The organism is Streptomyces sp. 6N223, assembly GCF_052246635.1.
Taxonomy (GTDB): domain Bacteria; phylum Actinomycetota; class Actinomycetes; order Streptomycetales; family Streptomycetaceae; genus Streptomyces.
This window is the reverse complement of record NZ_JBQQCA010000015.1, coordinates 50,207-70,120: the sequence shown is the minus strand read 5'-3', so window position 1 is coordinate 70,120 and position 19,914 is coordinate 50,207. Positions and strand designations below refer to the sequence as shown.

20 protein-coding genes are annotated in these 19,914 nt (G+C 73.3%); 10 read left to right on the top strand and 10 right to left on the bottom strand.

Annotated features, from left to right (window positions below):
• The first annotated feature begins 38 nt into the window (after window positions 1-38).
• Complete coding sequence (locus ACTWQH_RS12265) at window positions 39-803, top strand: SDR family oxidoreductase (protein WP_443286486.1); 765 nt, start codon at window positions 39-41, stop codon at window positions 801-803.
• On the opposite strand, the gene ACTWQH_RS12260 is transcribed toward ACTWQH_RS12265, so the two are convergent.
• The 3 genes from ACTWQH_RS12260 to ACTWQH_RS12250 all read right to left on the bottom strand — a co-directional run bounded on the left by ACTWQH_RS12260 (window position 766) and on the right by ACTWQH_RS12250 (window position 3,640).
• Entirely contained in the window at window positions 766-2,235 is a 1,470-nt protein-coding gene (locus ACTWQH_RS12260; protein WP_443286485.1) for a sensor histidine kinase, read from the bottom strand. The two genes, ACTWQH_RS12265 and ACTWQH_RS12260, sit on opposite strands and share 38 nt — an antisense overlap.
• A complete protein-coding gene (locus ACTWQH_RS12255; RefSeq protein ID WP_443286484.1) occupies window positions 2,232-2,954 on the bottom strand; it encodes a response regulator transcription factor in 723 nt (240 codons plus the stop codon). Before ACTWQH_RS12255 ends, ACTWQH_RS12260 begins: the two co-directional genes overlap by 4 nt.
• A 122-nt stretch (window positions 2,955-3,076) precedes the next feature.
• Window positions 3,077-3,640, bottom strand: coding sequence for an FABP family protein (locus tag ACTWQH_RS12250; protein WP_443286483.1), 564 nt, complete (start codon window positions 3,638-3,640; stop codon window positions 3,077-3,079).
• Window positions 3,641-4,055: 415 nt separating this feature from the next.
• Between ACTWQH_RS12250 and ACTWQH_RS12245 the strand changes: the two genes are divergently transcribed.
• Window positions 4,056-4,418 carry a DsrE family protein gene (locus ACTWQH_RS12245; RefSeq protein WP_443286482.1) on the top strand — a complete coding sequence of 121 codons (363 nt, stop codon included), beginning with the start codon at window positions 4,056-4,058 and terminating at the stop codon, window positions 4,416-4,418.
• 261 nt (window positions 4,419-4,679) lie between these two features.
• On the opposite strand, the gene ACTWQH_RS12240 is transcribed toward ACTWQH_RS12245, so the two are convergent.
• The 5 genes from ACTWQH_RS12240 to ACTWQH_RS12220 all read right to left on the bottom strand — a co-directional run bounded on the left by ACTWQH_RS12240 (window position 4,680) and on the right by ACTWQH_RS12220 (window position 8,105).
• Entirely contained in the window at window positions 4,680-4,970 is a 291-nt protein-coding gene (locus ACTWQH_RS12240) for a DUF1416 domain-containing protein (RefSeq protein ID WP_443286481.1), read from the bottom strand.
• Between the two features lie 38 nt (window positions 4,971-5,008).
• Entirely contained in the window at window positions 5,009-5,848 is an 840-nt protein-coding gene (locus tag ACTWQH_RS12235; RefSeq protein ID WP_443286480.1) for a sulfurtransferase, read from the bottom strand.
• Between the two features lie 331 nt (window positions 5,849-6,179).
• Window positions 6,180-6,896 (bottom strand): LmeA family phospholipid-binding protein, encoded by a 717-nt coding sequence (locus tag ACTWQH_RS12230; RefSeq protein ID WP_443286479.1) that lies wholly within the window; start codon window positions 6,894-6,896, stop codon window positions 6,180-6,182.
• Window positions 6,897-7,026: 130 nt separating this feature from the next.
• Window positions 7,027-7,743: a hypothetical protein gene (locus ACTWQH_RS12225; protein WP_443286478.1), complete on the bottom strand. Its 717-nt coding sequence runs from the start codon at window positions 7,741-7,743 to the stop codon at window positions 7,027-7,029.
• Between the two features lie 95 nt (window positions 7,744-7,838).
• Window positions 7,839-8,105, bottom strand: a complete 267-nt coding sequence (locus tag ACTWQH_RS12220) for a MoaD/ThiS family protein (protein WP_443286477.1) — start codon at window positions 8,103-8,105, stop codon at window positions 7,839-7,841.
• A 260-nt stretch (window positions 8,106-8,365) separates the two neighbouring features.
• Here ACTWQH_RS12220 and ACTWQH_RS12215 point away from each other — a divergent pair, with 260 nt between their 5' ends.
• The 6 genes from ACTWQH_RS12215 to ACTWQH_RS12190 all read left to right on the top strand — a co-directional run bounded on the left by ACTWQH_RS12215 (window position 8,366) and on the right by ACTWQH_RS12190 (window position 15,776).
• Window positions 8,366-9,118 (top strand): winged helix-turn-helix transcriptional regulator, encoded by a 753-nt coding sequence (locus tag ACTWQH_RS12215; RefSeq protein ID WP_443286476.1) that lies wholly within the window; start codon window positions 8,366-8,368, stop codon window positions 9,116-9,118.
• Between the two features lie 145 nt (window positions 9,119-9,263).
• On the top strand, window positions 9,264-10,286 hold the full coding sequence (locus ACTWQH_RS12210; RefSeq protein WP_443286475.1) for a LacI family DNA-binding transcriptional regulator: 1,023 nt from the start codon (window positions 9,264-9,266) through the stop codon (window positions 10,284-10,286).
• Window positions 10,287-10,376: 90 nt separating this feature from the next.
• Window positions 10,377-11,345: a S1C family serine protease gene (locus ACTWQH_RS12205; protein WP_443286474.1), complete on the top strand. Its 969-nt coding sequence runs from the start codon at window positions 10,377-10,379 to the stop codon at window positions 11,343-11,345.
• 25 nt (window positions 11,346-11,370) lie between these two features.
• Window positions 11,371-12,093, top strand: coding sequence for a response regulator transcription factor (locus tag ACTWQH_RS12200; protein WP_443286473.1), 723 nt, complete (start codon window positions 11,371-11,373; stop codon window positions 12,091-12,093).
• On the top strand, window positions 12,090-13,532 hold the full coding sequence (locus tag ACTWQH_RS12195; protein WP_443286472.1) for a HAMP domain-containing sensor histidine kinase: 1,443 nt from the start codon (window positions 12,090-12,092) through the stop codon (window positions 13,530-13,532). The genes ACTWQH_RS12200 and ACTWQH_RS12195 overlap by 4 nt, the downstream gene beginning before the upstream one ends.
• A gap of 168 nt (window positions 13,533-13,700) precedes the next feature.
• Window positions 13,701-15,776, top strand: a complete 2,076-nt coding sequence (locus ACTWQH_RS12190; protein ID WP_443286471.1) for a glycosyltransferase — start codon at window positions 13,701-13,703, stop codon at window positions 15,774-15,776.
• Here ACTWQH_RS12190 and soxR read toward each other — a convergent pair.
• Window positions 15,707-16,321: a redox-sensitive transcriptional activator SoxR gene (gene soxR / locus ACTWQH_RS12185; protein WP_443286556.1), complete on the bottom strand. Its 615-nt coding sequence runs from the start codon at window positions 16,319-16,321 to the stop codon at window positions 15,707-15,709. The two genes, ACTWQH_RS12190 and soxR, sit on opposite strands and share 70 nt — an antisense overlap.
• Window positions 16,322-16,428: 107 nt before the next feature.
• Between soxR and ACTWQH_RS12180 the strand changes: the two genes are divergently transcribed.
• Together ACTWQH_RS12180 and ACTWQH_RS12175 are read left to right on the top strand one after the other, a co-directional pair.
• Entirely contained in the window at window positions 16,429-17,271 is an 843-nt protein-coding gene (locus ACTWQH_RS12180; RefSeq protein WP_443286470.1) for a metallophosphoesterase family protein, read from the top strand.
• On the top strand, window positions 17,268-17,933 hold the full coding sequence (locus tag ACTWQH_RS12175) for a 4'-phosphopantetheinyl transferase family protein (protein ID WP_443286469.1): 666 nt from the start codon (window positions 17,268-17,270) through the stop codon (window positions 17,931-17,933). The genes ACTWQH_RS12180 and ACTWQH_RS12175 overlap by 4 nt, the downstream gene beginning before the upstream one ends.
• Before the next feature lie 54 nt (window positions 17,934-17,987).
• Here the strand turns inward: ACTWQH_RS12175 and ACTWQH_RS12170 are convergent, their stop codons facing one another.
• Window positions 17,988-19,784, bottom strand: coding sequence for a bifunctional metallophosphatase/5'-nucleotidase (locus ACTWQH_RS12170; RefSeq protein WP_443286468.1), 1,797 nt, complete (start codon window positions 19,782-19,784; stop codon window positions 17,988-17,990).
• Between the last annotated feature and the right edge of the window lie 130 nt (window positions 19,785-19,914).

Here is a 19,914-nt window from a genome sequence, read left to right as displayed (position 1 = left end):
TGGGAGTTCATCTGTCACAAGGCTGCACAATGGGGGCCATGGATCTGGGACTGGCTGATCGGGTATTTGTCGTCACGGGCGGCAGCAAGGGTTTGGGTTTCGCCACGGCCGCCGCGCTGGTGGCCGATGGCGCGCGCGTGGTGCTCGCATCCCGCGACGAGAAGAACATGGCGGAGGCGGTCACCCGCCTTGAGGAGCAGGGCGCCGAGGGGCGGGCCGTCGGCATCGCCGCCGACCTCGCCGACCCGGAGGCGGCCAACCGGCTGGCCGACGCCACGCTGGCGCGCCACGGGCGGCTGGACGGCGCGCTGATCTCGGTGGGCGGCCCGCCCCCGGCGCGGGCGGCCGACGCCACCGACACGCAGTGGCGGGACGCGTTCGAGACCGTCTTCCTGGGCGCGGTGCGGGCGGTGCGCACGCTCATCGACACCATGCCGGGGGAGGGCGCGATCGGTCTCGTGCTGTCCACCTCGGTGCGCTCGCCCATCGCGGGCCTGGGCATCTCCAACGGGCTGCGGCCCGGCCTGGCCATGGTGGCCAAGGACATGGCGGACGAGTTCGGGCCGCGCGGCATCCGCGTCTTCGGGCTGATGCCGGGCCGGATCGCCACCGACCGGATGCGGGAGCTGGACGGCTCGATGGGGACGAACGCCCGCAGCGAGGCCATCGCCTCCATCCCGCTGGGGCGTTACGGCGACCCGGCGGAGTTCGGCCGCACGGCGGCGTTCCTGCTCTCGCCGGTGTGCGGGTACGTCACCGGTTCGGTCATCCCGGTCGACGGCGGGGCGCTGCGCACGCTGTAGGGGCTGTGGGGCTGTAGGGGAGCACCACCCGGAACGTCGTGCCCTCGCCGACGGCCGTGCGGAGGGCGATGCGGCCGCCGTGGGCGGCGGCCAGGGCGGCGGCGATGGACAGGCCGAGGCCGGCGCCGCCGCCGTCACGCTCCCGGGCCGGGGCGGCGCGGTAGAGGCGGTCGAAGACGTGCGGCGCGTGCTCCGGCGGGATGCCGGGGCCGGTGTCGCCGACCTCGACCACGGCCGCGTCACCGTCCCGGCCGACCCGGACGGTGACGTGCGCCTCGGGCGGCGTGTGGCGCAGGGCGTTGCTCAGCAGGTTGCTGATGATCTGCCGCAGCCGCAGCGGGTCGCCCTCCACGGACACCGGCTCGGGCCACTCGCCCTCGCGGCCGTCGCCGCCGAGTCCGGTCAGCGAGATGCGGCGTTCCGGAGCCTGGACGTGCGCGTCGCGCACCAACTCGGCGGCGAGCTCCAGCAGGTCGACGTCCCGGCGTTCCAGCCGGGGGTCCTCGTCCAGGCGCGCGAGCAGGAGCAGGTCCTCCACGAGCACGCCCATGCGCCGGGCCTCCGCCTCGATGCGCCCCAGCGCCTCCGCGCCGTCGCCGCCGCGCCTGCTCAGCTCGGCGAAGCCGCGGATCGAGGTCAGCGGGGTGCGCAGCTCGTGCGAGGCGTCGGAGAGGAAACGCCGCAGCCGCTGCTCGGAGTGGCGGCGGGCGGTGATCTCCGACTCGACGCGGTCGAGCATGGCGTTCATGGCCAGGCCCAGGCGTCCGGGCTCGGTGCGTGCGTCGGTCCCGGGGACGCGGCGCGCGAAGTCGCCGGCCGCGATGTGCCCGGCGGTGGCCTCCATGCGGGTCAGCGGGCGCAGGCCCAGGCGGATCACCCAGGCCGCGCCCAGGCCCAGGAGCAGCAGCACGACGCCGGTCACGGCGGCGTCGATGAGCAGCAGCCGGTCGATGGTCTGCGCGACGTCCTCCAGCGAGGTGGCGGTGACCGCCAGCCCGCCGTCGCCCGTGGGGCGGACGTAGACGCGCCACTGGCCCTCCCCGCCGCCCCGGCTGCCCACGGTGAACGGATCCTCGGCGCGCTCCGCCAGCTCGGCCGCGCCCGGCAGCGCGGGGCCGGGGCCGGGGGCGTCGGGCTCCTCGGGCACGGCGGCGAGCAGCCGGCCGCCGGGCCCGTAGACGAAGAAGCGGGTGCTGTCGCCGAACCGCTGGTCGAGCAGCAGCGGGTCGCCCGCGCTGTCGTCCACCGAGTCGGCGTACGACCGCGCGGTGGGCTCCTCGCCCAGCGCCGGGCCGGGGCTCTCGGCGAACCGCGCGTCCACCTGGTCCATCAGGTAGCCGCGCAGCAGCACCACCCCGGCGGCGTTGGCGGCCAGCAGCGCCACCGCGCACAGCCCGGCGGTGATGAGCACCAGGCGGGTCCGCAGCGTCACGGCGGGGTCCTCAGCACGTAGCCGACGCCGCGCACGGTGTGGATCAGCGGCGTGCGGCCCTCGTCGACCTTGCGGCGCAGGTAGTAGACGTAGCTCTCCACGATGCGGCCGTCGCCGCCGAAGTCGTAGGACCACACCCGGTCCAGGATCTGCGTCTTGCTCAGCACCCGCCCGGCGTTCTCCAGCAGGTAGCCGAGCAGCTTGAACTCGGTCGGCGACAGCTCCACCCGCTGCCCGCCGCGCCGCACCTCGTGGGCGTCCTCGTCCAGCTCCAGATCGGCGTAGCGCAGCACCGGATCCGGCTGGGCGCCGGCCGCCTCGTCGCCCCGCGGCGCGCTCCGCCGCAGGATGGCGCGGACGCGCAGCACGACCTCCTCCAGGCTGAACGGCTTGGTGACGTAGTCGTCGCCGCCCGCGTTGAGCCCGGCGATCCGGTCGGTGACCTCGTCCCGGGCGGTGAGAAAGAGCACCGGCACCCGGTGGCCGTCGCGCCGCAGCGTGCGGGCGACGTCGAAGCCGTCGAGGTCGCTGAGCATCACGTCGAGCACGATCAGGTCGGGCTCCTCGGCGGCCACGGCGTTCAACGCCGCGACCCCGCCGGCGGCGCACCGCACCGAGAACCCGGTCAGCCGGAAGGTCTGCGCCAGCAGATCGCGGATGTTGTGCTCGTCGTCGACGACGAGCAGCCGCGCGGCTGGGGAGTTGGCCGAGGTGTCCACATGCCCGTGTCTACCGGAGGAATCTCAAAATTCCCTGAGAACGCCCGGAATGGGCATCTCGCCGGTCATCAGCAGCTCGGCCATGACCTCGCGCGGCTCGGCGGGGAGGTGGTGCGGCTGATCTACTTGAAGAACGCGATGCCGTCGTCGGGAAGATCCTTCACATCCGCCACCCACTCCCTGGGATCGACGGAGCGCTTGAGATGGGCGGACATGTAGGGGCGCAGCGGGACGTCCGGAGTCGATTTCTCGCCGACCCACATCAGGTCGCCGTTCACGTACCCGTACAGGCGCTTGCCGCCGGTGTAGCCGGGGGCGGCGGGGGTGCGGGCGACGGCGTCGGTGGCGAGGTCGATCTGGGGCTTTCCCTTGGCCAGCTCGCCGTACCAGATCTCGGCGACGCCCTGATCGCGCACGAGGGCCGCCTCGATCCGGCGGTCGGCGTCGATGCGCCAGTAGCCGTGCTCGGACTCCAGGGGGCGGGTGCGGTTGCCGTCGGCGTCGAGGACCCAGGTGCGGGAGGTGTAGGTGAGGACCTCGCGGCCGTCGTGGGCGAAGGTGGCCTCCTGCCCGAAGTTGCAGGCGTCCTGGCCGGGGTAGTCGCACACACCGGCGCCCTGCCAGGTGCCCAGCAGAAACGCGAGCGGCGTGAGGCTCGGGTGCAGGTCGGAGGGGATCTCGATCATCAGCGCTGCCCCTGGTACAGCTTCGCCACCACGAGTCCGGTGAAGGCCGCCGTACCGGCTCCGACCAGGACCATCAGGGTGATGAAGAAGGCCTCAAGCACGTTTTGCGCTCCCTAGGAAGAGGCTGTGGAATGGCTGGGAATTTCCCGTCCCTTCGAGTTTAGACGCCGACGTGGGGGGAGGCTGTCTGAGGGTGAGTCGTGTGGCCTGCGACTTACCTACGGCGTTGACCGTTTTGTGATCACGGGGACTGAACGCGGACGGCGCACGTCGCGTCTAACCGCGTGGAGAGGAAGTGATCATGAATTGTCCGAACTGTGGCGGGACAATGCTCCAAGGACCTCAGGGCGACTGGGTCTGCGGCAACTGCGGCACGGTCCGGTGACCCTGTAGTCCTTCCGGTTACGGTGGCGCCATGGCCGAGAAGCTGGTGATCAAGGTGACGGCGGGGGCGGACGCTCCCGAGCGGTGCTCTCAGGCGTTCACGGTGGCGGCGGTCGCCGCCGCCAGCGGCGTGGAGGTGTCGCTGTGGCTGACCGGGGAGTCGGCGTGGTTCGCGCTCCCGGGCAGGGCGGCGGAGTTCCAGCTGCCGCACGCCGCCCCGCTGCCCGAGCTGATCGACGGCATTCTCGCCGGCGGCCAGATCACGCTGTGCACGCAGTGCGCCGCTCGCCGGGGAATCGGTAAGGAGGATGTGATGGACGGGGTGCGCATCGCCGGCGCGCAGGTCTTCGTGAGCGAGATCATGCCGGACGGTGTGCGGGCGCTCGTCTACTAGGAGATACGCAACCGAGACAGGAACAACCCACGCATTCCACGCGAGGCGCGCGACAGGCGCAACGGGTAACACGCCGCGAGACGCGGCGAGGCGCGCGCTCGAAACAGGGGAAAGCCAAGGGGGACACAGACGGGGACAACGGGGAGTACCAAACGGGGACGTCCCACAGCTGTTAACGGGGACACAAAGGCCGCGCTCCTCCCAGTGACAGTCAGGGGTCGGGGCGCGGCCTTCGTGCGTCGTCCTGCGTGACGCCGTCGCTCAGACGGCGATGGTGACCTCGGTCAGGCCGCCGGGCTCGGCGACGACGACCTTGCGGTCGGCGGTCGCGCCGGGGACCAGGGCGCGCAGCGTCCAGGTGCCCTCGGCGGCGTAGAAGCGGAACTGGCCGGTGGCGGAGGTCGGCACCTCCGCGGTGAACTCACCGGTGCTGTCCAGCAGCCGGACGTACCCGGTCACGGGCTCGCCGTCCCGGGTCACGGAGCCGGCGATGGTGGTCTCACCGGGCTTGGTGGCGGCGGCGTCGGGGCCGCCGGGCTTCGCTCCGCACATGGCGTTGTTCCTCTGTTTCTTTCGTTACTCGGCGGGCGTTACTTCGCGGGGCCGGTCTCGACCGGCACGCCCACGAGGGAGCCGTACTCGGTCCAGGAGCCGTCGTAGTTCTTCACGTTGGGCACGCCCAGCAACTCGTGCAGCACGAACCAGGTGTGGGCCGAGCGCTCCCCGATACGGCAGTAGGCGATGGTGTCCTTGCCCAGGTCCACGCCCTCCTCCTGGTACAGCTCGGTCAGCTCCTCGTCCGAGCGGAAGGTGCCGTCGTCGTTGGCCGACTTCGACCAGGGGATGTTGCGGGCGCTCGGCACGTGGCCGGCGACCTGCGACTGCTCCTGCGGCAGGTGGGCCGGGGCGAGCAGCTTGCCGCTGAACTCGTCGGGGGAGCGCACGTCCACCAGGTTCTTCACGCCGATGGCGGCGACGACCTCGTCGCGGAAGGCGCGGATGGCGGTGTCCTGCGGCTTGGCCTTGTACTCCGTGGCGGCGCGCGCGGGCACCTCCTCGACCAGCTCGCGGGCGTCGAGCTCCCACTTCTTGCGGCCGCCGTCGAGCAGCCGCACGTCGGCGTGGCCGTAGAGCTTGAAGTACCAGTAGGCGTAGGCGGCGAACCAGTTGTTGTTGCCGCCGTAGAGGACCACGGTGTCGTCGTTGGCGATGCCCTTGGCGGAGAGCAGCGCCTCGAAGCCGGCCTGGTCGACGAAGTCGCGGCGGACCGGGTCCTGGAGCTCCTTCTTCCAGTCGATCCGGACGGCGTTCCTGATGTGGTTCTTCTCGTACGCGGAGGTGTCCTCGTCCACCTCCACCAGCACCACCTTGGGGTCGTCGAGGTGGGCTTCGACCCAGTCGGCGTCCACCAGGACGTCACTGCGGCTCATGCTGTTTCTCCTTCAGCGATCGAGCGGGGATTGGCAGGGTAAAAACCGGGGGTTGTCGGGCGTACCGGGGGCGGGCGCGCGCGGCGCGGCGATGGGTGCGGCGCGCGGTGCCGCGGGAAGGAACGGGGTGCACGGTCGTCAGCCGGCGTCGCGGCGGCGACAGAGCCCGGCGGCGACGCGGCACAGATCGACGACACGTCGCTTCGTCAGTCCCCCGGCGGGGATGCCCGTGGCCCGTCGCATCATGCCGCGATCGTACGGAGGCGGCGGCGCCGATGTCATGGCCGTTCCGCATGGCGAGACATGTCCGCCCGTATGCCGAGATGAACGATCAGGTGAGGTTGACGTCGGCGCCCTGGACGCTGAGGACGATGCCCTCCGCGGTCGGCTCGACCGAGGACAGCGACAGGCCGTCGGGCAGCTCGCTGATCGTCCGCTCCGTCTCCAGTTCCTCGCGCACGATCGCCTCGCCGCCCGGGATCGACTCGGGGATGTTCTCCTCGACGATCTCCATGGTGATGCTGTTGCCCTCCAGCACCATCTCGCAGGTCACGCTGCCGACGTTCAGGCTCTGGCCCATCGCCCTGACCTGGAGGTTCACCAGCAGCAGCCCGCCGTCGGCGTACTCGAAGGTCGCGCCGAAGCCGTTGTTCTCGGAGCCGAGCAGCTCGCCGTAGGCGTCGGTCAGGGCGTCGTAGGAGATCACGCCGCTGCCGGACGCCTCGCTGGCGACGGCATCGGAGTAGCCGCCGGACAGCTCGGTGTCGCGCAGCTCCAGGTCCAGGTCGGTGACCATGACCGTCTCACCGTCCACCAGCGCCTCGTACTCGTCCAGGCCCAGCGTCACCTTGTCCAGGTTCTGGCCCGCGACCTGCGTGAGGAAGGGGAAGCCCTTGATCGACACGTCGGGCTCCTCGCTCAGGCCGAGGCTGCCGCGCGCACGGGACGCGACCTCGCCCTGGGTGATGTAGAGCGCCACCCGGTCGGCGACGACGAAGAGCACGACGACTATGCCGAGCACGATCAGACTTATCCGCAGTGCGCGCATCGAGCTGGATCCCCCATGAAACGGTCGTCCGATTATTCGGAGTTCGGAGTGCCGCGAGCGTAACCCGGCCGCCGGCCGGGGCCGGGCGCGGGGACTGGCTTGCAGCAGTGCCGTTACCGAACCAGGGGGGTTACGTCAGCGCCCGCGCCAGCGGGTACAGCGCCGGGGCCGCGGCGGCGAGGGGGAGGGCCACGCCGGCCGTGAGGTGGACGAAGCGGGAGGGGAAGTCGTAGCTGGCGACCCGCAGGCCGATCAGGGCGCAGCAGCCGGCCGCCGCGCCCAGGCCGGCGCCCCACGCCCCCGTCAGCTCGTCCGCGACCCACGCCTGCGCCCCGGCGCCCGCGCCGGTCGCCGCCAGCAGCGCCAGCCCGCCCGACACCACCCCGGGCCCCGGCACCGACCGCGCCAGCACGGCCGCAGCCACCCCGAGCCCGGTCGCCGTCACCGCCGCCTCCGACACCGCGACCGCCGCCAGGTGCCCGGCGGCCACCACCGTCAGCAGCGTGGCGGCGGCCGTCGCCGTCAGCGAGTCCAGCCGCTCGTCGGCCGAGCCCCGGTGGCGCAGCTGGACCAGCAGCACCAGCAGGAACCACCCGCCGAGCGTGCCGAGCAGCGCCTCGCCCGCGCGTTCCCCGGAGGCCAGCAGCAGCGCCGCGTCCGCCGCCAGGCCGCCCGCGAACGCCAGCGCGATGCCCTGCCGGGCCGGCCACATCCCGTTCAGCCGGAACCACCCGGCCGCCGTCAGCGCCTGCAACGCCACCACCGCCGGCAGCACCCCCGCCTCCCCGAGCGGCGCGGTCGCGGCCAGCAGCCCGGCCAGCGCGGCGGTCAGTATGGCGGATATCACACCGGGTGCGACGATCGGCGAACGCGCCCGGTGGCGCGCCCGTGCGCCGGAACGCCCCCGCTGGGCCGCCGCGGCCGGTGCCGTCTCCCGGGTGCTCACCGGGCGCCCCCCGCGAACGGCGGCAGCACCTCGATCGTGGCGCCGTCCGTGAGGCCGACGGCCTCGTGCGGCCGGGCGCCCACCTGGCTGCCGTCGATCAGGAACGAGCAGCGCGCCAGCACCCGTTCGAAGTCGGGCCGGTCGGCGTGCCGCGCCCGCGCCGCCGCCAGCGCCCCGGCGAGCGTCGCGGCCTCGAACGCCTCCTGAGCCGTCCCCGCCGCGGCCTTCGCCGCCGCCCAGTAGCGGATGGTCCCGGTAGCCATCCAGCCCCTCCCACGACTCCCACGACAACCTTTGATCGCTCCGATCAACCCTTGATCAGGCGGTTCCCTAGGGTGCCATGGAATGGCCATCCCCTACCCCCCTGCGCAATACGGAGTGTTTCGGCTATGCTGCTGGGGTCGTAAAGGATCCGGGCACTGGTGCCAACCCGGGTCCTTTTGTGCTTTCTGGGCAGAGCCGCTCACATCGTCCAGACGTCCCCCAGGCGTCTATGCCGGGACCGAGGAAGGAACGCCCCGCCATGAGCTCGCTGCTTCTCCTTACGAACGCCCTCCAGCCGTCCTCGCAAGTTCTCCCCGCCCTCGAACTGCTGCTGCACAACGTGCGTGTGGCTCCCGCCGAAGGCCCTGCCCTGGTCGACGCCCCCAACGCGGACGTCATCCTCGTCGACGGCCGCAAGGACCTGCCGCAGGTCCGCTCGCTCTGCCAGCTGCTGCGTTCCACCGGCCCCGGCTGCCCGCTGATGCTCATCGTCACGGAGGGCGGCCTCGCCGCCGTGACCGCCGACTGGGGCGTGGACGACGTGGTCCTGGACACGGCGGGCCCGGCCGAGGTCGAGGCCCGGCTGCGGCTGGCCACCGGCCGCCAGCAGCTGACGGCCGACGACTCCCCGATGGAGATCCGCAACGGCGACCTCTCCGTGGACGAGGCCACCTACAGCGCCAAGCTCAAGGGCCGCGTGCTGGACCTGACCTTCAAGGAGTTCGAGCTGCTGAAGTACCTCGCGCAGCACCCGGGCCGGGTCTTCACGCGCGCCCAGCTCCTCCAGGAGGTCTGGGGCTACGACTACTTCGGCGGCACCCGCACCGTGGACGTCCACGTGCGGCGGCTGCGCGCCAAGCTCGGCCCCGAGCACGAGTCGCTGATCGGCACCGTCCGCAATGTGGGCTACCGCTTCGTGGTGCCGGAGAAGGAGCGCGCCGAGGACCAGCGTGCCCGCGCCGTGACGCGCGAGGCCGAGGAGGTCGTCAAGGAGGCCGCCCGCCGCGCGTGAGGCGTTCACGGTCCTTCGACGCCGTCGTGCGGGGCGTTCGACGGCGTTTGAGGGTGTTCGACCTTGTGACCGCCCTCTGGAAATGCGGTGTCCGCATTCCGGTCGCCGTATCCCAGAGGGTGGTTGCGCGCGTAGACTGCGCACCGTGGCCAAGGTGACGCGGGACGATGTGGCGCGGCTGGCGGGTACGTCGACCGCCGTCGTGAGCTATGTCATCAACAACGGGCCGCGCCCGGTGGCCGCCGGCACGCGGGAGCGGGTGCTCGCCGCGATCAAGGAGCTGGGGTACCGGCCGGACCGGGTCGCCCAGGCCATGGCCTCCCAGCGCACCGACCTGATAGGGCTCATCGTCCCCGACGCCCGCCACGCGTTCTTCGCGGAGATGGCCCACGCCGTGGAACAGGCGGCGGCCGAGCGCGGCAAGATGGTGCTCGTCGGCAACTCCGACTACCGCGACGAGCGCGAGGTGCACTACCTGCGGGCGTTCCTCGGCATGCGGGTCTCCGGCCTGGTGCTGATCAGCCAGGGACCGAGCGAGAACGCCGCGGCCGAGATCGACGCCTGGGACGCGCGCGTGGTGCTGCTGCACCGGCGGCCGGAGGCCGTGGACGACGTCGCGGTCGTCACCGACGACGTGGGCGGCGCGCGGCAGGTCACCGAGCACATGCTGGGCCACGGGTACCCCTACGTGGCGTGCCTGGGCGGCATGGAGACGACGCCCGAGAAGGGCGACCCGGTCACCGACCACGTCTCCGGCTGGCGCCAGGCCATGGACGAGGCGGGCATCGGCACCGAGGGGCGCCTCTTCCAGTGCGCCTACAACCGGTACGACGCCTACCACGTCGCGCTCGACCTGCTCTCCGGCCCCGACCGGCCGCCGGCGCTGGTCTGCGCCACCGACGACCAGGCCATCGGCGTGCTGCGGGCGGCGCGCGAGCTGCGCATCGACGTGCCGGGCGAGCTGGCGGTCGCCGGCTTCGACGACGTGAAGGAGGCGGCGCTCACCGACCCGCCGCTGACGACGGTCGCCACGGACCGGCAGGCGATGGCCCACGCGGCGGTCGACCTCGCGATCGGCGAGCCGGGCGCGGCCCCCGTCGACCGCGTGCGGCAGTTCCCGGTGACGCTGAAGGTACGCCGCTCCTGCGGGTGCGGGCCGGCCGCGTGACGCCCCCCGGGCTCAAGCCCCCGCGAATCCGTAGCCGATTCTGAGGTGCGGCTCAGAGTTCTCTCATCTTCGCGGCGGACAGTCGGCCGCATGAGCGAACACCAGGGAAACCAGCCCCAGCCAAACCAGCCCCAGAACCACGACCACACCAGCTACACCGGCTTCGGCGGCGCCTACCCCCCGCCCCCGGCGTACGCTCCCGCCGCCGGCCACCGCCGGGTGCGGAAGCCGATCGCGCTCTTCGCCGCCGTGGCGATCGTCGCCGCGGCCGCCGGAGGCGGGACCGCCGCGCTCGTCGGGGAGACGACCTCCGGCAGCGGCGGCACCAGCGCCAGCAGCAGCGTCTCCGGGACCGCCGTCTCCAACACCACGGGCGGCACCGTCGCCTCCGTCGCCGCGGCCGTCAGCCCCAGCGTCGTGGAGATCGCCGCCCAGGTCCCCGGCGGCACCTCCACCGGCTCCGGCGTGATCCTCGGCGCAGACGGCGAGATCCTCACCAACAACCACGTCATCGCCGGCGCCACCGCCGTCGAGGTGAAGTTCAGCGACGGCAGCACCGCCACCGCGACCGTCACCGGCACCGACCCCGGCACCGACCTGGCGCTGGTCCAGGCCCAGGACGTCAGCGGCCTGACCCCGGCCACCCTCGGCAACTCCGACGACGTGGCCGTGGGCGACGAGGTCGTGGCCATCGGCTCGCCCGAGGGCCTGAGCGGCACCGTCACCAGCGGCATCGTCTCCGCCCTCAACCGCGAGGTGAAGGTCAGCACCGGCGAGGGCCAGCAGGGCTACGGCCAGTGGCCGTTCGAGTTCGGCGGCGGCCAGTACAACGGGCAGCTCGGCGGCGACACCACCACCTACGAGGCGATCCAGACCGACGCCTCCCTCAACCCCGGCAACTCCGGCGGCGCCCTGGTCAACATGAAGGGCGAGATCATCGGCATCAACTCCGCCATGTACAGCGCCTCGCAGGACTCCGGCAGCGCCGGGCTCGGCTTCGCGATCCCCGTCAACACCGTCAAGAGCGTGCTGAGCGACCTCGAAGCCCAATCCTCCTGACAGAACGTGATGCGAGACTGAACCCATGAGTGACGGTTCGCGGGTGCTCATCGTGGACGACGAGCCCGCCGTGCGGGAGGCCCTCCAGCGCAGCCTCACCTTCGAGGGATACGCCGCCGACACGGCCGTGGACGGCCTTGACGCCCTGGCCAAGCTGGAGGTGTCCGTCCCGGACGTGATCGTGCTGGACGTGCTGATGCCCCGCATGGACGGGCTCACCACGGCCCGGCGGCTGCGCGCCGCCGGGGAGAAGGTGCCCATCCTGATGCTGACGGCACGCGACACCGTCGGTGACCGCGTCAGCGGCCTCGACGCCGGCGCCGACGACTACCTCGTCAAGCCCTTCGAGCTGGACGAGCTGCTGGCCCGCCTGCGCGCCCTGCTGCGCCGCTCCTCCTACGGCGCCGACGCCGGGGAACCCTCGCAGGTGGAGCCGGTGCTGACCTTCGCCGACCTGCGCCTGAACCCCGCCACGCGCGAGGTGACCCGGGGCGAGCGGCCCGTGGAGCTGACCAGGACCGAGTTCACGCTCCTGGAGCTGCTGATGGCCCACCCCCGGCAGGTCCTCACCCGCGAGCAGATCCTGCACACCGTGTGGGGCTTCGACTACGAGCCCGCCTCCAACTCCCTCGACGTCTACGTCATGTACCTGCGCCGCAAGACGGAGGCGGGCGGCGAGCCCCGGCTGGTGCAGACCGTGCGCGGCGTCGGCTACACGCTGCGCGAGCCCCGGCAGCCCCCGCCATGAGGCGCCGGTTCGGCGCGCTGCCGCTGCGCTCGCGGCTGGCGCTGCTGACGGCCCTCGCGGTGGCGCTGGCGGTCGCGGTCTGCGCGACGGCGGCGTGGTTCCTCGTGCGCGGCCAGCTCATGCGCTCGCTGGACGACGAGCTGCGCGAAGAGCGTCCCAACGACAGGGGCGTGGTGGAGTGGTACAACGCCGGGTACTGCCGGGACGAGCCCACGCAGGAGCAGGACGGGCCCGCCCTGCCGCTCCCCTCCACCATCCTCCAGGTCGTCTCCGCCGGCGGCGACAGCTGCGTCCTCGTCGGCAACGTCCTGCTGGACGTGTCGAACGCCGACGTCGCGGTCGCGGGGACGCCGCAGACCGAGACGCTGCACAACGCCTCCGGCACCGACGGCGAGACCTACCGGGTGCTGACCCGGCACGTGCCCGGCACCGACATCGCGGTGACGGTGGCCCGCCCGCTGGACGAGGTCAACGACCCGCTGCGCTCGCTCGCCGCCGTCCTGGCCCTGGTCGCCGCCGCGGGCGCGGTCGGCGCCGCCGGGGTCGGCGTCGTGCTGGCGCGGGCCGGGCTGCGGCCGGTGGACCGGCTGACGGAGGCGGCCGAGCACATCGCGCGCACGGAGGACCTGAGCGTGCGGCTGCCGGTGCCGGAGCGTGGCGAGGGCGGCGAGGGCGGCGAGGGCGACGACGAGATCGCCCGCCTGTCGCGCTCCTTCAACGCCATGACCGCCGCGCTCGCCTCCTCGCGGGAGCTTCAGCAGCAGCTCATCGCGGACGCCGGGCACGAGCTGCGTACGCCGCTGACCTCGCTGCGCGCCAACATCGAGCTGCTGGCGCGGAGCGAGGAGACCGGCCGGCCGCTGCCGGAGGAGGAGCGGCGGCAGCTGCTGGCCTCGGTCACCGAGCAACTCGGCGAGCTGGCGGCGTTGACCGGGGACCTTCAGGAGCTGTCCCGGCCGGCCACGGCGAGCGCGCGGCTGGAGATCGTCGGCCTGCACGAGGTCACGCGGCGGGCGCTGCGGCGGGCGCGGCTGCGGGCGCCCGGGCTGCCGATCGACGCGGAGCTGGACGACTGGTACGTGCGGGCGGAGCCGGCGGCCCTGGAGCGGGCGGTGGTGAACCTGCTGGACAATGCCGTGAAGTTCGGGGGGTCGGCGCCGGAGGGCGTGCGGGTCGTGCTGCGGGACGGGGTGCTGCGCGTGCGCGACCACGGGCCCGGGATTCCGGCGGAGGACCTGCCGCACGTCTTCGAGCGGTTCTGGCGCTCGCCCACGGCGAGGGGCCTGCCGGGGTCGGGGCTCGGGCTGTCCATCGTGGCGCGGACGGTCGCCGCGTGCGGCGGCGAGATCGCGCTGCGCCCGGCGCCCGACGGGCGCCCCGGCACGGAGGCCGTCCTCACCCTCCCGGGCGCGCCCGCCCCGCCCCCGGAGGAGCCGTAGCCCCTGCCCACGCCGCGGAGCGGAGGGGTGCGTGAGCGGGGTCACTCACGGCGTATGGAACGCGCTAAGGATCGGGGGATAGGGCCGGATGGCCCTTGACTCCGCTGCTCGCGCAGCCACACCGTGGCCTGTATTGCCGCGACAACGGGCGAGCCTGAGGTAGCCAAGGTGAAGATCGTCTTCCTGGTTCACGAGATGGGCGGCGCCGGACGGGCCGCCCGTGCCACGGCCGACCTGGCTCTGGCCCTGGCCGCGGATCACCGCGTCGAACTCGTCTGCCGCGCCGACGCCGGCCCGTGGCTGGCGGCCGTCGGCCCGCGTTCCCGCGTGGGCGTCGTGCCGCTGGACGGCCCCCGCCGCCGGCTCGACGCCTACCTGCGCCGCACCGGCGCCGACGTGGTCGTCGCCACCCACCCCGAGCTGGTCGCGCACCTCGCCGACGCCGACCAGCCCCGCTTCGCGCGTTTCGTGCGCATCGGGCAGGAGCTGCGCGGCTTCGCCGCCCACGACGAGAAGCTCCGCTTCCGCCAGCTCGCCGCCCTCCCCGGCCTCGACGCCTTCGTCACCTTCTCCGAGGCCGACGCCGCCCGCTACCGCGCCGCCCTGCCCGAGGGCTCCGCGACCCGCGTGGTGTCCATCCCCGGCTGCGTCCCGGCCCTGGGCCTCGCCCCCGCCTCCGGCGCCTCCCGCGTGATCATCGCGGCCGGCCCGCTCGTCCCCGACCGCGGCTACGACCGGCTGATCGACGCGTTCGCCAAGATCGCGCCGCAACGCCCCGGCTGGACGCTGCGGATCTACGGCGGCGGCAGCCTGGGCGACAGCCTCCAGCGGCGCATCCACGGACTCGGCCTCGGCCTGTACAACCGGGTCCGGCTGATGGGCCCGCTGCCCCCGGCCGAGAAGATGGAGACCGAGTGGATCAAGGGCGCCATCGCCGCCGTCACCGCCTCCTCGGCGGCCGGCGAGTCGGCGGCCCTGACGGCGGTCGAGGCGATGCGCTGCGGCCTGCCCGTGGTCGCCACCGACTGCGCCTGCGGACCCGCCGAGGTCATCACCCACGGCCACGACGGCCTGCTCGTCCCGCACGAGGGCGGCAGCGACACCTTCGCCCACGCCCTGCTGCGGCTGATCGACAACCCCGCCGAACGCCGCGCCATGGCCGCCGCGGCCCTCACCACCGCCGCCGACCACAACCCGGCCGGGGTCGCCCACCGCTACGTCACCCTCGCCCGCGAGCTGCTGCGCCTGCCCGGCCACCGCGGCCGGTGGCTGCGCGGCGCGCTGGCCCGCGCCGCCTCGGCCGGCGTACGCACGCCCCGCGCCACGCAGCCGCGCCCGGCGGCGGAGGAGAACGGGCAGGCCGCCCGGCCGCGCACCCGCGCCCGCTGCGTGGTGTCGGAGAACGGCTCGCTCACCGTGCTGCTGGACACCGCCACCCTGCCCGCCGCCTCCGGGCTCCTCGACTTCGTCGCCCAGCAGCGCGAGGCCCCCGGCGGGCGCCAGCGCATCCGCATCCCGATCCGCCGCGAGCTGGACGGGGCGCACCTGAAGGTCACGCTGGAGCGCTCGGCGCGGGTGCTGCCCGAGGGCCGCTGGGACTGCTACGTGGAGCCGCGCGACGAGGGCCACCGCCGCCGCCTGGCGGCCGAGGCCATCGACGCCGCCGCGCTGGTGACGCTGCCGCCGACCGTCGACGAGCACGGCGTCGCATGCTGGCTGCCGTACACCACGAGCGAGGGCGACCTGAGCCTGCGGACCTGGCTGCGGCGGGCCCACGCCGAGGTGGAGCAGATCCTGATGGGGGAGGAGGCCGCAACGGTCACGGTCGCGCTGCTGGGCCCGGCCGCCCGCCGCCCCGGGCCGGAGGCGAGGGCGGTGGCCATCGCCCGGTCACGCGGCGGCGTGGACGTGGACGTGCCGCTGCGGGTGCTGCCGTCGGGCGGGCAGGGCGAGCCGATGCGGGCGGAGTTCGCCGTGCCCTACGACGCGCTGCTGGCGGAGCGCGACCCCGACTGCGGCCGGAACATCTGGGACCTGAAGCTGATCCTCACGACCGGCTGCGGAATCGTTCCGGTGGGGCGCATCGGCGGCGACTGCATCGACCGCACCAAGACCGACAAGTTCCCGGCGGTGCTGCGCGCGGGCAACCGGCTGCGGCCGTTCTTCACCGCCCCTCACGGCCTGGCCATCTCGGCCGAAGCGGCCGAGGAGTCCGGGGAGTCCGGCGCGTCCGGGGCGGGCTGACACGCGTCCTCGCACGCGGGGCCGTCCGACATCCCGCCGGGCTCCCCGGGCATCACCATCAGGCGCCGCGGGCCGCAGGCCCCGTCCCGGCCGCACACGTCGTCGGGGTTGGCCAGCAGGCAGCTCTCCAGCGACAGGCAGCCGCAGCCGATGCAGTCCGTCAGGTCGTCCCGCAGCCGCACGAGCTGGCGGATCCGCGCGTCCAGGTCCGCCCGCCACGACGCCGACACCACCGCCCAGTCCTCCCGGTTCGGCGTGCGGCCCTCCGGCAGCCGGTCCAGCGCCGCGCGGATGGCGGTCAGCGGCATGCCCACGTTCTGCGAGACGCGGATGAACGCCACCCGGCGCAGCATGTCCCGCCGGTAGCGGCGTTGGTTGCCCGGGGTGCGGCGGCTGCTGATCAGGCCCTGCTCCTCGTAGAAGCGCAGCGCGGAGGTGGCGACGCCGCTGCGCCGCGCGAGCTGGCCGATGGTGAGTTCCCTGGCGAGGGGCCTGGCGGTCGTGGTCGCGGTCGTGGTCGTGGTCGTCGTGGCGGTGGGGTGCATGGCCATGCCCCTCAGACTAGCCAGAACCTCAACACGACTCGAAGTTTTCGGCCTTAGGGGCCTGAGGTAGTTTGAAGGGGCAAACGGCGGAGGGGAGTTGCGTACCGGTGGGGAAACTGGTTGCTATCAGCGATCTGCATGTGCGGTACGACGAGAACCGCGAGATCGTCCGGAGGCTGCGCCCCGCCTCCGATGACGACTGGCTGCTGGTCGCGGGTGACGTCGGCGAGGTCGCGGCCGACATCGAATGGGCGCTCACCCTGCTCGCCGAGCGTTTCGCCAAGGTGGTGTGGGTGCCGGGCAACCACGAGCTGTGGACCCCACCGGACGACCCGGTGACGCTGCGCGGCGAGCGGCGCTACCGGCACCTGGTGGAGCTCTGCCGCCGCCTGGGCATCGTCACGCCCGAGGACCCCTTCCCGGTGTGGGAGGGCGAGGGCGGCCCCGTCGTGATCGTGCCGCTCTTCGTGCTGTACGACTACACCTTCCGCCCCGCCGGGACCACCACCCAGCGCCAGGCCCTGGCCGTGGCCGAGGCGGCCGGCGTGGTCGGGACCGACGAGTACCTGCTGCACCCCGACCCGTACCCGAGCCGCGAGGCGTGGTGCCGCGCCCGGCTGGAGCTGACCGAGGCGCGCCTGGCCGCCGAGCTGCCCGAGGGCGTTCCGACGATCCTCGTCAACCACTTCCCGCTGGTGCGCGAGCCCACCCGCATCCTGCGCTACCCGGAGTTCGCGCTGTGGTGCGGCACCGAGGCGACGGCCGACTGGGCGAGCCGCTTCAACGCCGCCGCCGTGGTCTACGGCCACCTCCACATCCCGCGCCTCATCTGGCACGAGGGCATCCCGCACCAGGAGGTGTCGCTGGGCTACCCCAGGGAGTGGCAGCCGCGCGCGACGACGCCCGGGCGCCTGGTGCAGGTCCCGCCGCCGGGGGTGGTGGCCAAGTGATCAAGGAGCTGTTGCCGCCCGAGGTGGCGGCGGAGGACTGCTTCGGCGACCCCGAGACGCCGCCCGAGCTGTTCCCCGAGGAGGAACGCCACGTGGCGCGGGCGGTCGACAAGCGCCGCCGCGAGTTCGGCACGGTGCGCGGCCTGGCGCGGACGGCGCTGGCCCGGCTCGGCGGCCCGCGCGCGCCGCTGCTGCCGGGGGAGCGCGGCGCGCCCGGCTGGCCCGAGGGCTTCACCGGCAGCATGACCCACTGCGACGGCTACCGGGCGGCGGCCGTGGCCCGCCGGGAGGAGCTGGCGGTCGTCGGCATCGACGCCGAGCCGAACGAGCCGCTGCCGGACCGGGGCATCCTCGACGCCGTCTCGCTGCCCGCCGAGCGCCCCGCGCTGCGCGAGCTGGCGGCGTCGCGGCCCGAGGTGAGCTGGGAGCGGCTGCTGTTCAGCGCCAAGGAGAGCGTCTACAAGGCGTGGTTCCCGCTCACCCGGAAGTGGCTGGACTTCGAGGAGGCCGAGATCGCGTTCGACCTCGCCGGCGGCTTCACGGCGCGGCTGCTGGTCCCCGGCCCGGAGGTCGACGGCGTTCGCATCGAGGGGTTCACCGGCCGCTGGCTCGCCCGCGGCGGCATCCTGGCGACGGCGATCGCGGTGCCGGCCGGCGGCTGACGCGGCGGCGTAGCACCCCCCGGGGCGGCCCGGGGCCGCCCCGGGGTGCGCTTGCTACTCCACGACCGTGATCCGGTCCGCCGCCGGGGCCGAGATCGGCGAGGCCTCCGACGACACCTCGCCCAGGTACGCCTCCAGCGCCGCCATGTCGTCGCCGCCGACCACCGGGTTGGTGCCCTCCGCCAGGGTCGCGAAGCCGTCGCCGCCGCCCGCCAGGAAGGAGTTGACGGCGACGCGGTAGGTGGCCGCCGGGTCCAGCGGCTCGCCGCCGACCGTCACCGAGTCCGCCACGACCCGCTCCGCGCCCGAGCGCGTCATGTCGAGTGTGTAGCTCAGGCCCTCGGAGGGCTGGAGGACCTTCGGCGCGGCCTCGTTGGCCCCGCTGACCTGCTCCCGCAGCACGGCCAGCAGCTGCTCGCCGGTGAGGTCCAGCAGGTTGACGGTGTTGGAGAACGGCTGGACGGTGAAGCCCTCCCCGTACGTCACGACGCCCTCGCCCTCCTCGCCGGAGGCGGCGTGCGTCAGGTCGGCCCGGATGCCGCCGGGGTTCATCAGCGCCAGGTCCGTCTCCGGATCGAGGGTGCGCGCGTGCGCGAGCTGCGCGTCGGCGATGAGGTCGCCCAGCGGCGACTCCGGCGTCCCGGAGCCGGGACCCGGGATGTCCTCGGCGATGTAGCCGATGGCCCGGTTGGCCACCGGGGCCGCCAGCTCACGCCAGAAGGCGAGCAGGTCGGTCATGTCCGGGGCCTTCTGCTGCTCCCGGTCGACGACGACGTTGGTGCCGTCGACCGAGGCCCGCACGATGTCGTCGCCGCGGCGGTCGTACTCCATGTCCAGCTCGGTGAAGAGCCGCCCGTTGGAGGCGGCGGAGGTGACCAGCCGCTCGTTGCCCGCCGGGTCGGGGATGGTGCAGACGTACGGCTGGTGGGTGTGGCCGGTGATCAGCGCGTCCACGCCGGCGCTCGTCCGCTCGGCGATGTCGACGATCGGGCCCGACAGGCCCGAGCCGGGACCGGCGGCGTCGCAGTCGTTGTTGTACGCCGTCGACTCGGGGAAGCCGCCCTCGTGGACCAGCGCGACCACGGCGTTGACGCCCTGCGCCTCGAGCTCCGCCGTGTAGCGGTCGATCGTCTCGACCTCGTCGAGGAACTCAAGCCCCTCGATGCCCTCCTGGGTCACGATGTCGGCCGTGCCCTCCAGGGTGACGCCGATGAAGCCCACCTTCACGCCGCCGGGGAAGCTCTGGATGGCGTAGGGGTCAAGGATCGGCTCGCCGGTGTCCTCGAAGACGACGTTCGCCGCGAGGTAGGGGAAGTCGGAGCCTTCGAACTCCCGCCCCTCCGCGTAGCAGCCGTCCTCCGGGTGGCAGCCGCCCTCCTGAAGGCGGGTCAGCTCCTCCCAGCCCTCGTCGAACTCGTGGTTGCCCACGCCCGCGATGTCCATGCCCAGGCCGTTGAGCGCCTCGATGGTGGGCTCGTCGTGGAACAGGCCCGACATCAGCGGGGTGGCGCCCACCATGTCGCCGGCGGCCACGGTCACCGAGCGCCGCTCGCCCTCCCGCGCCTCGCGCAGCCCCGTGGCCAGGTACTCCACGCCGCCCGCGGTGATGGTCTCGGTGGTGCCGTCCTCGTGCTCGTGGACGAGTTGCCCGCCCGAGCCGGTGGGTGGTTCGAGCGCGCCGTGGAGGTCGTTGATGGCCAGCACCTGGAGGTCGACGGTGCGCCCGTGCCCCCCGTGCCCGCCGCTCTTCTCCTCGTCCGCCGCCTGGGCGGCGGACAGGCCAACGGCCAACGCCCCGGCCGCCGCGAGGGCCAGGGATGCCGCGGAAAGTCTGTATACGCGTCGGTGCATGCGCGGCACTTTATTGGCTACGCGCGTAGCGTGTCAGGAGGCTTGATGTAACAAGCGGATGAAACACGAGAGAAGCCGGAACGGCGGGGAAGGGCGCAGGCGTTCGCCCTCGTTCTCGCGCGTTGTCCCG

Excerpts from the sequence above, each read along its gene's own strand:
- ACTWQH_RS12265 (WP_443286486.1), top strand. The coding sequence starts at position 39 with ATGGATCTGGGACTGGCTGATCGGGTATTTGTCGTCACGGGCGGCAGC.
- ACTWQH_RS12250 (WP_443286483.1), bottom strand. The coding sequence starts at position 3,640 with ATGATCGAGATCCCCTCCGACCTGCACCCGAGCCTCACGCCGCTCGCG.
- ACTWQH_RS12245 (WP_443286482.1), top strand. The coding sequence starts at position 4,056 with ATGGCCGAGAAGCTGGTGATCAAGGTGACGGCGGGGGCGGACGCTCCC.
- ACTWQH_RS12240 (WP_443286481.1), bottom strand. The coding sequence starts at position 4,970 with ATGTGCGGAGCGAAGCCCGGCGGCCCCGACGCCGCCGCCACCAAGCCC.
- ACTWQH_RS12235 (WP_443286480.1), bottom strand. The coding sequence starts at position 5,848 with ATGAGCCGCAGTGACGTCCTGGTGGACGCCGACTGGGTCGAAGCCCAC.
- ACTWQH_RS12230 (WP_443286479.1), bottom strand. The coding sequence starts at position 6,896 with ATGCGCGCACTGCGGATAAGTCTGATCGTGCTCGGCATAGTCGTCGTG.
- ACTWQH_RS12220 (WP_443286477.1), bottom strand. The coding sequence starts at position 8,105 with ATGGCTACCGGGACCATCCGCTACTGGGCGGCGGCGAAGGCCGCGGCG.
- ACTWQH_RS12215 (WP_443286476.1), top strand. The coding sequence starts at position 8,366 with ATGAGCTCGCTGCTTCTCCTTACGAACGCCCTCCAGCCGTCCTCGCAA.
- ACTWQH_RS12205 (WP_443286474.1), top strand. The coding sequence starts at position 10,377 with ATGAGCGAACACCAGGGAAACCAGCCCCAGCCAAACCAGCCCCAGAAC.
- ACTWQH_RS12200 (WP_443286473.1), top strand. The coding sequence starts at position 11,371 with ATGAGTGACGGTTCGCGGGTGCTCATCGTGGACGACGAGCCCGCCGTG.
- ACTWQH_RS12195 (WP_443286472.1), top strand. The coding sequence starts at position 12,090 with ATGAGGCGCCGGTTCGGCGCGCTGCCGCTGCGCTCGCGGCTGGCGCTG.
- soxR (WP_443286556.1), bottom strand. The coding sequence starts at position 16,321 with ATGCACCCCACCGCCACGACGACCACGACCACGACCGCGACCACGACC.
- ACTWQH_RS12170 (WP_443286468.1), bottom strand. The coding sequence starts at position 19,784 with ATGCACCGACGCGTATACAGACTTTCCGCGGCATCCCTGGCCCTCGCG.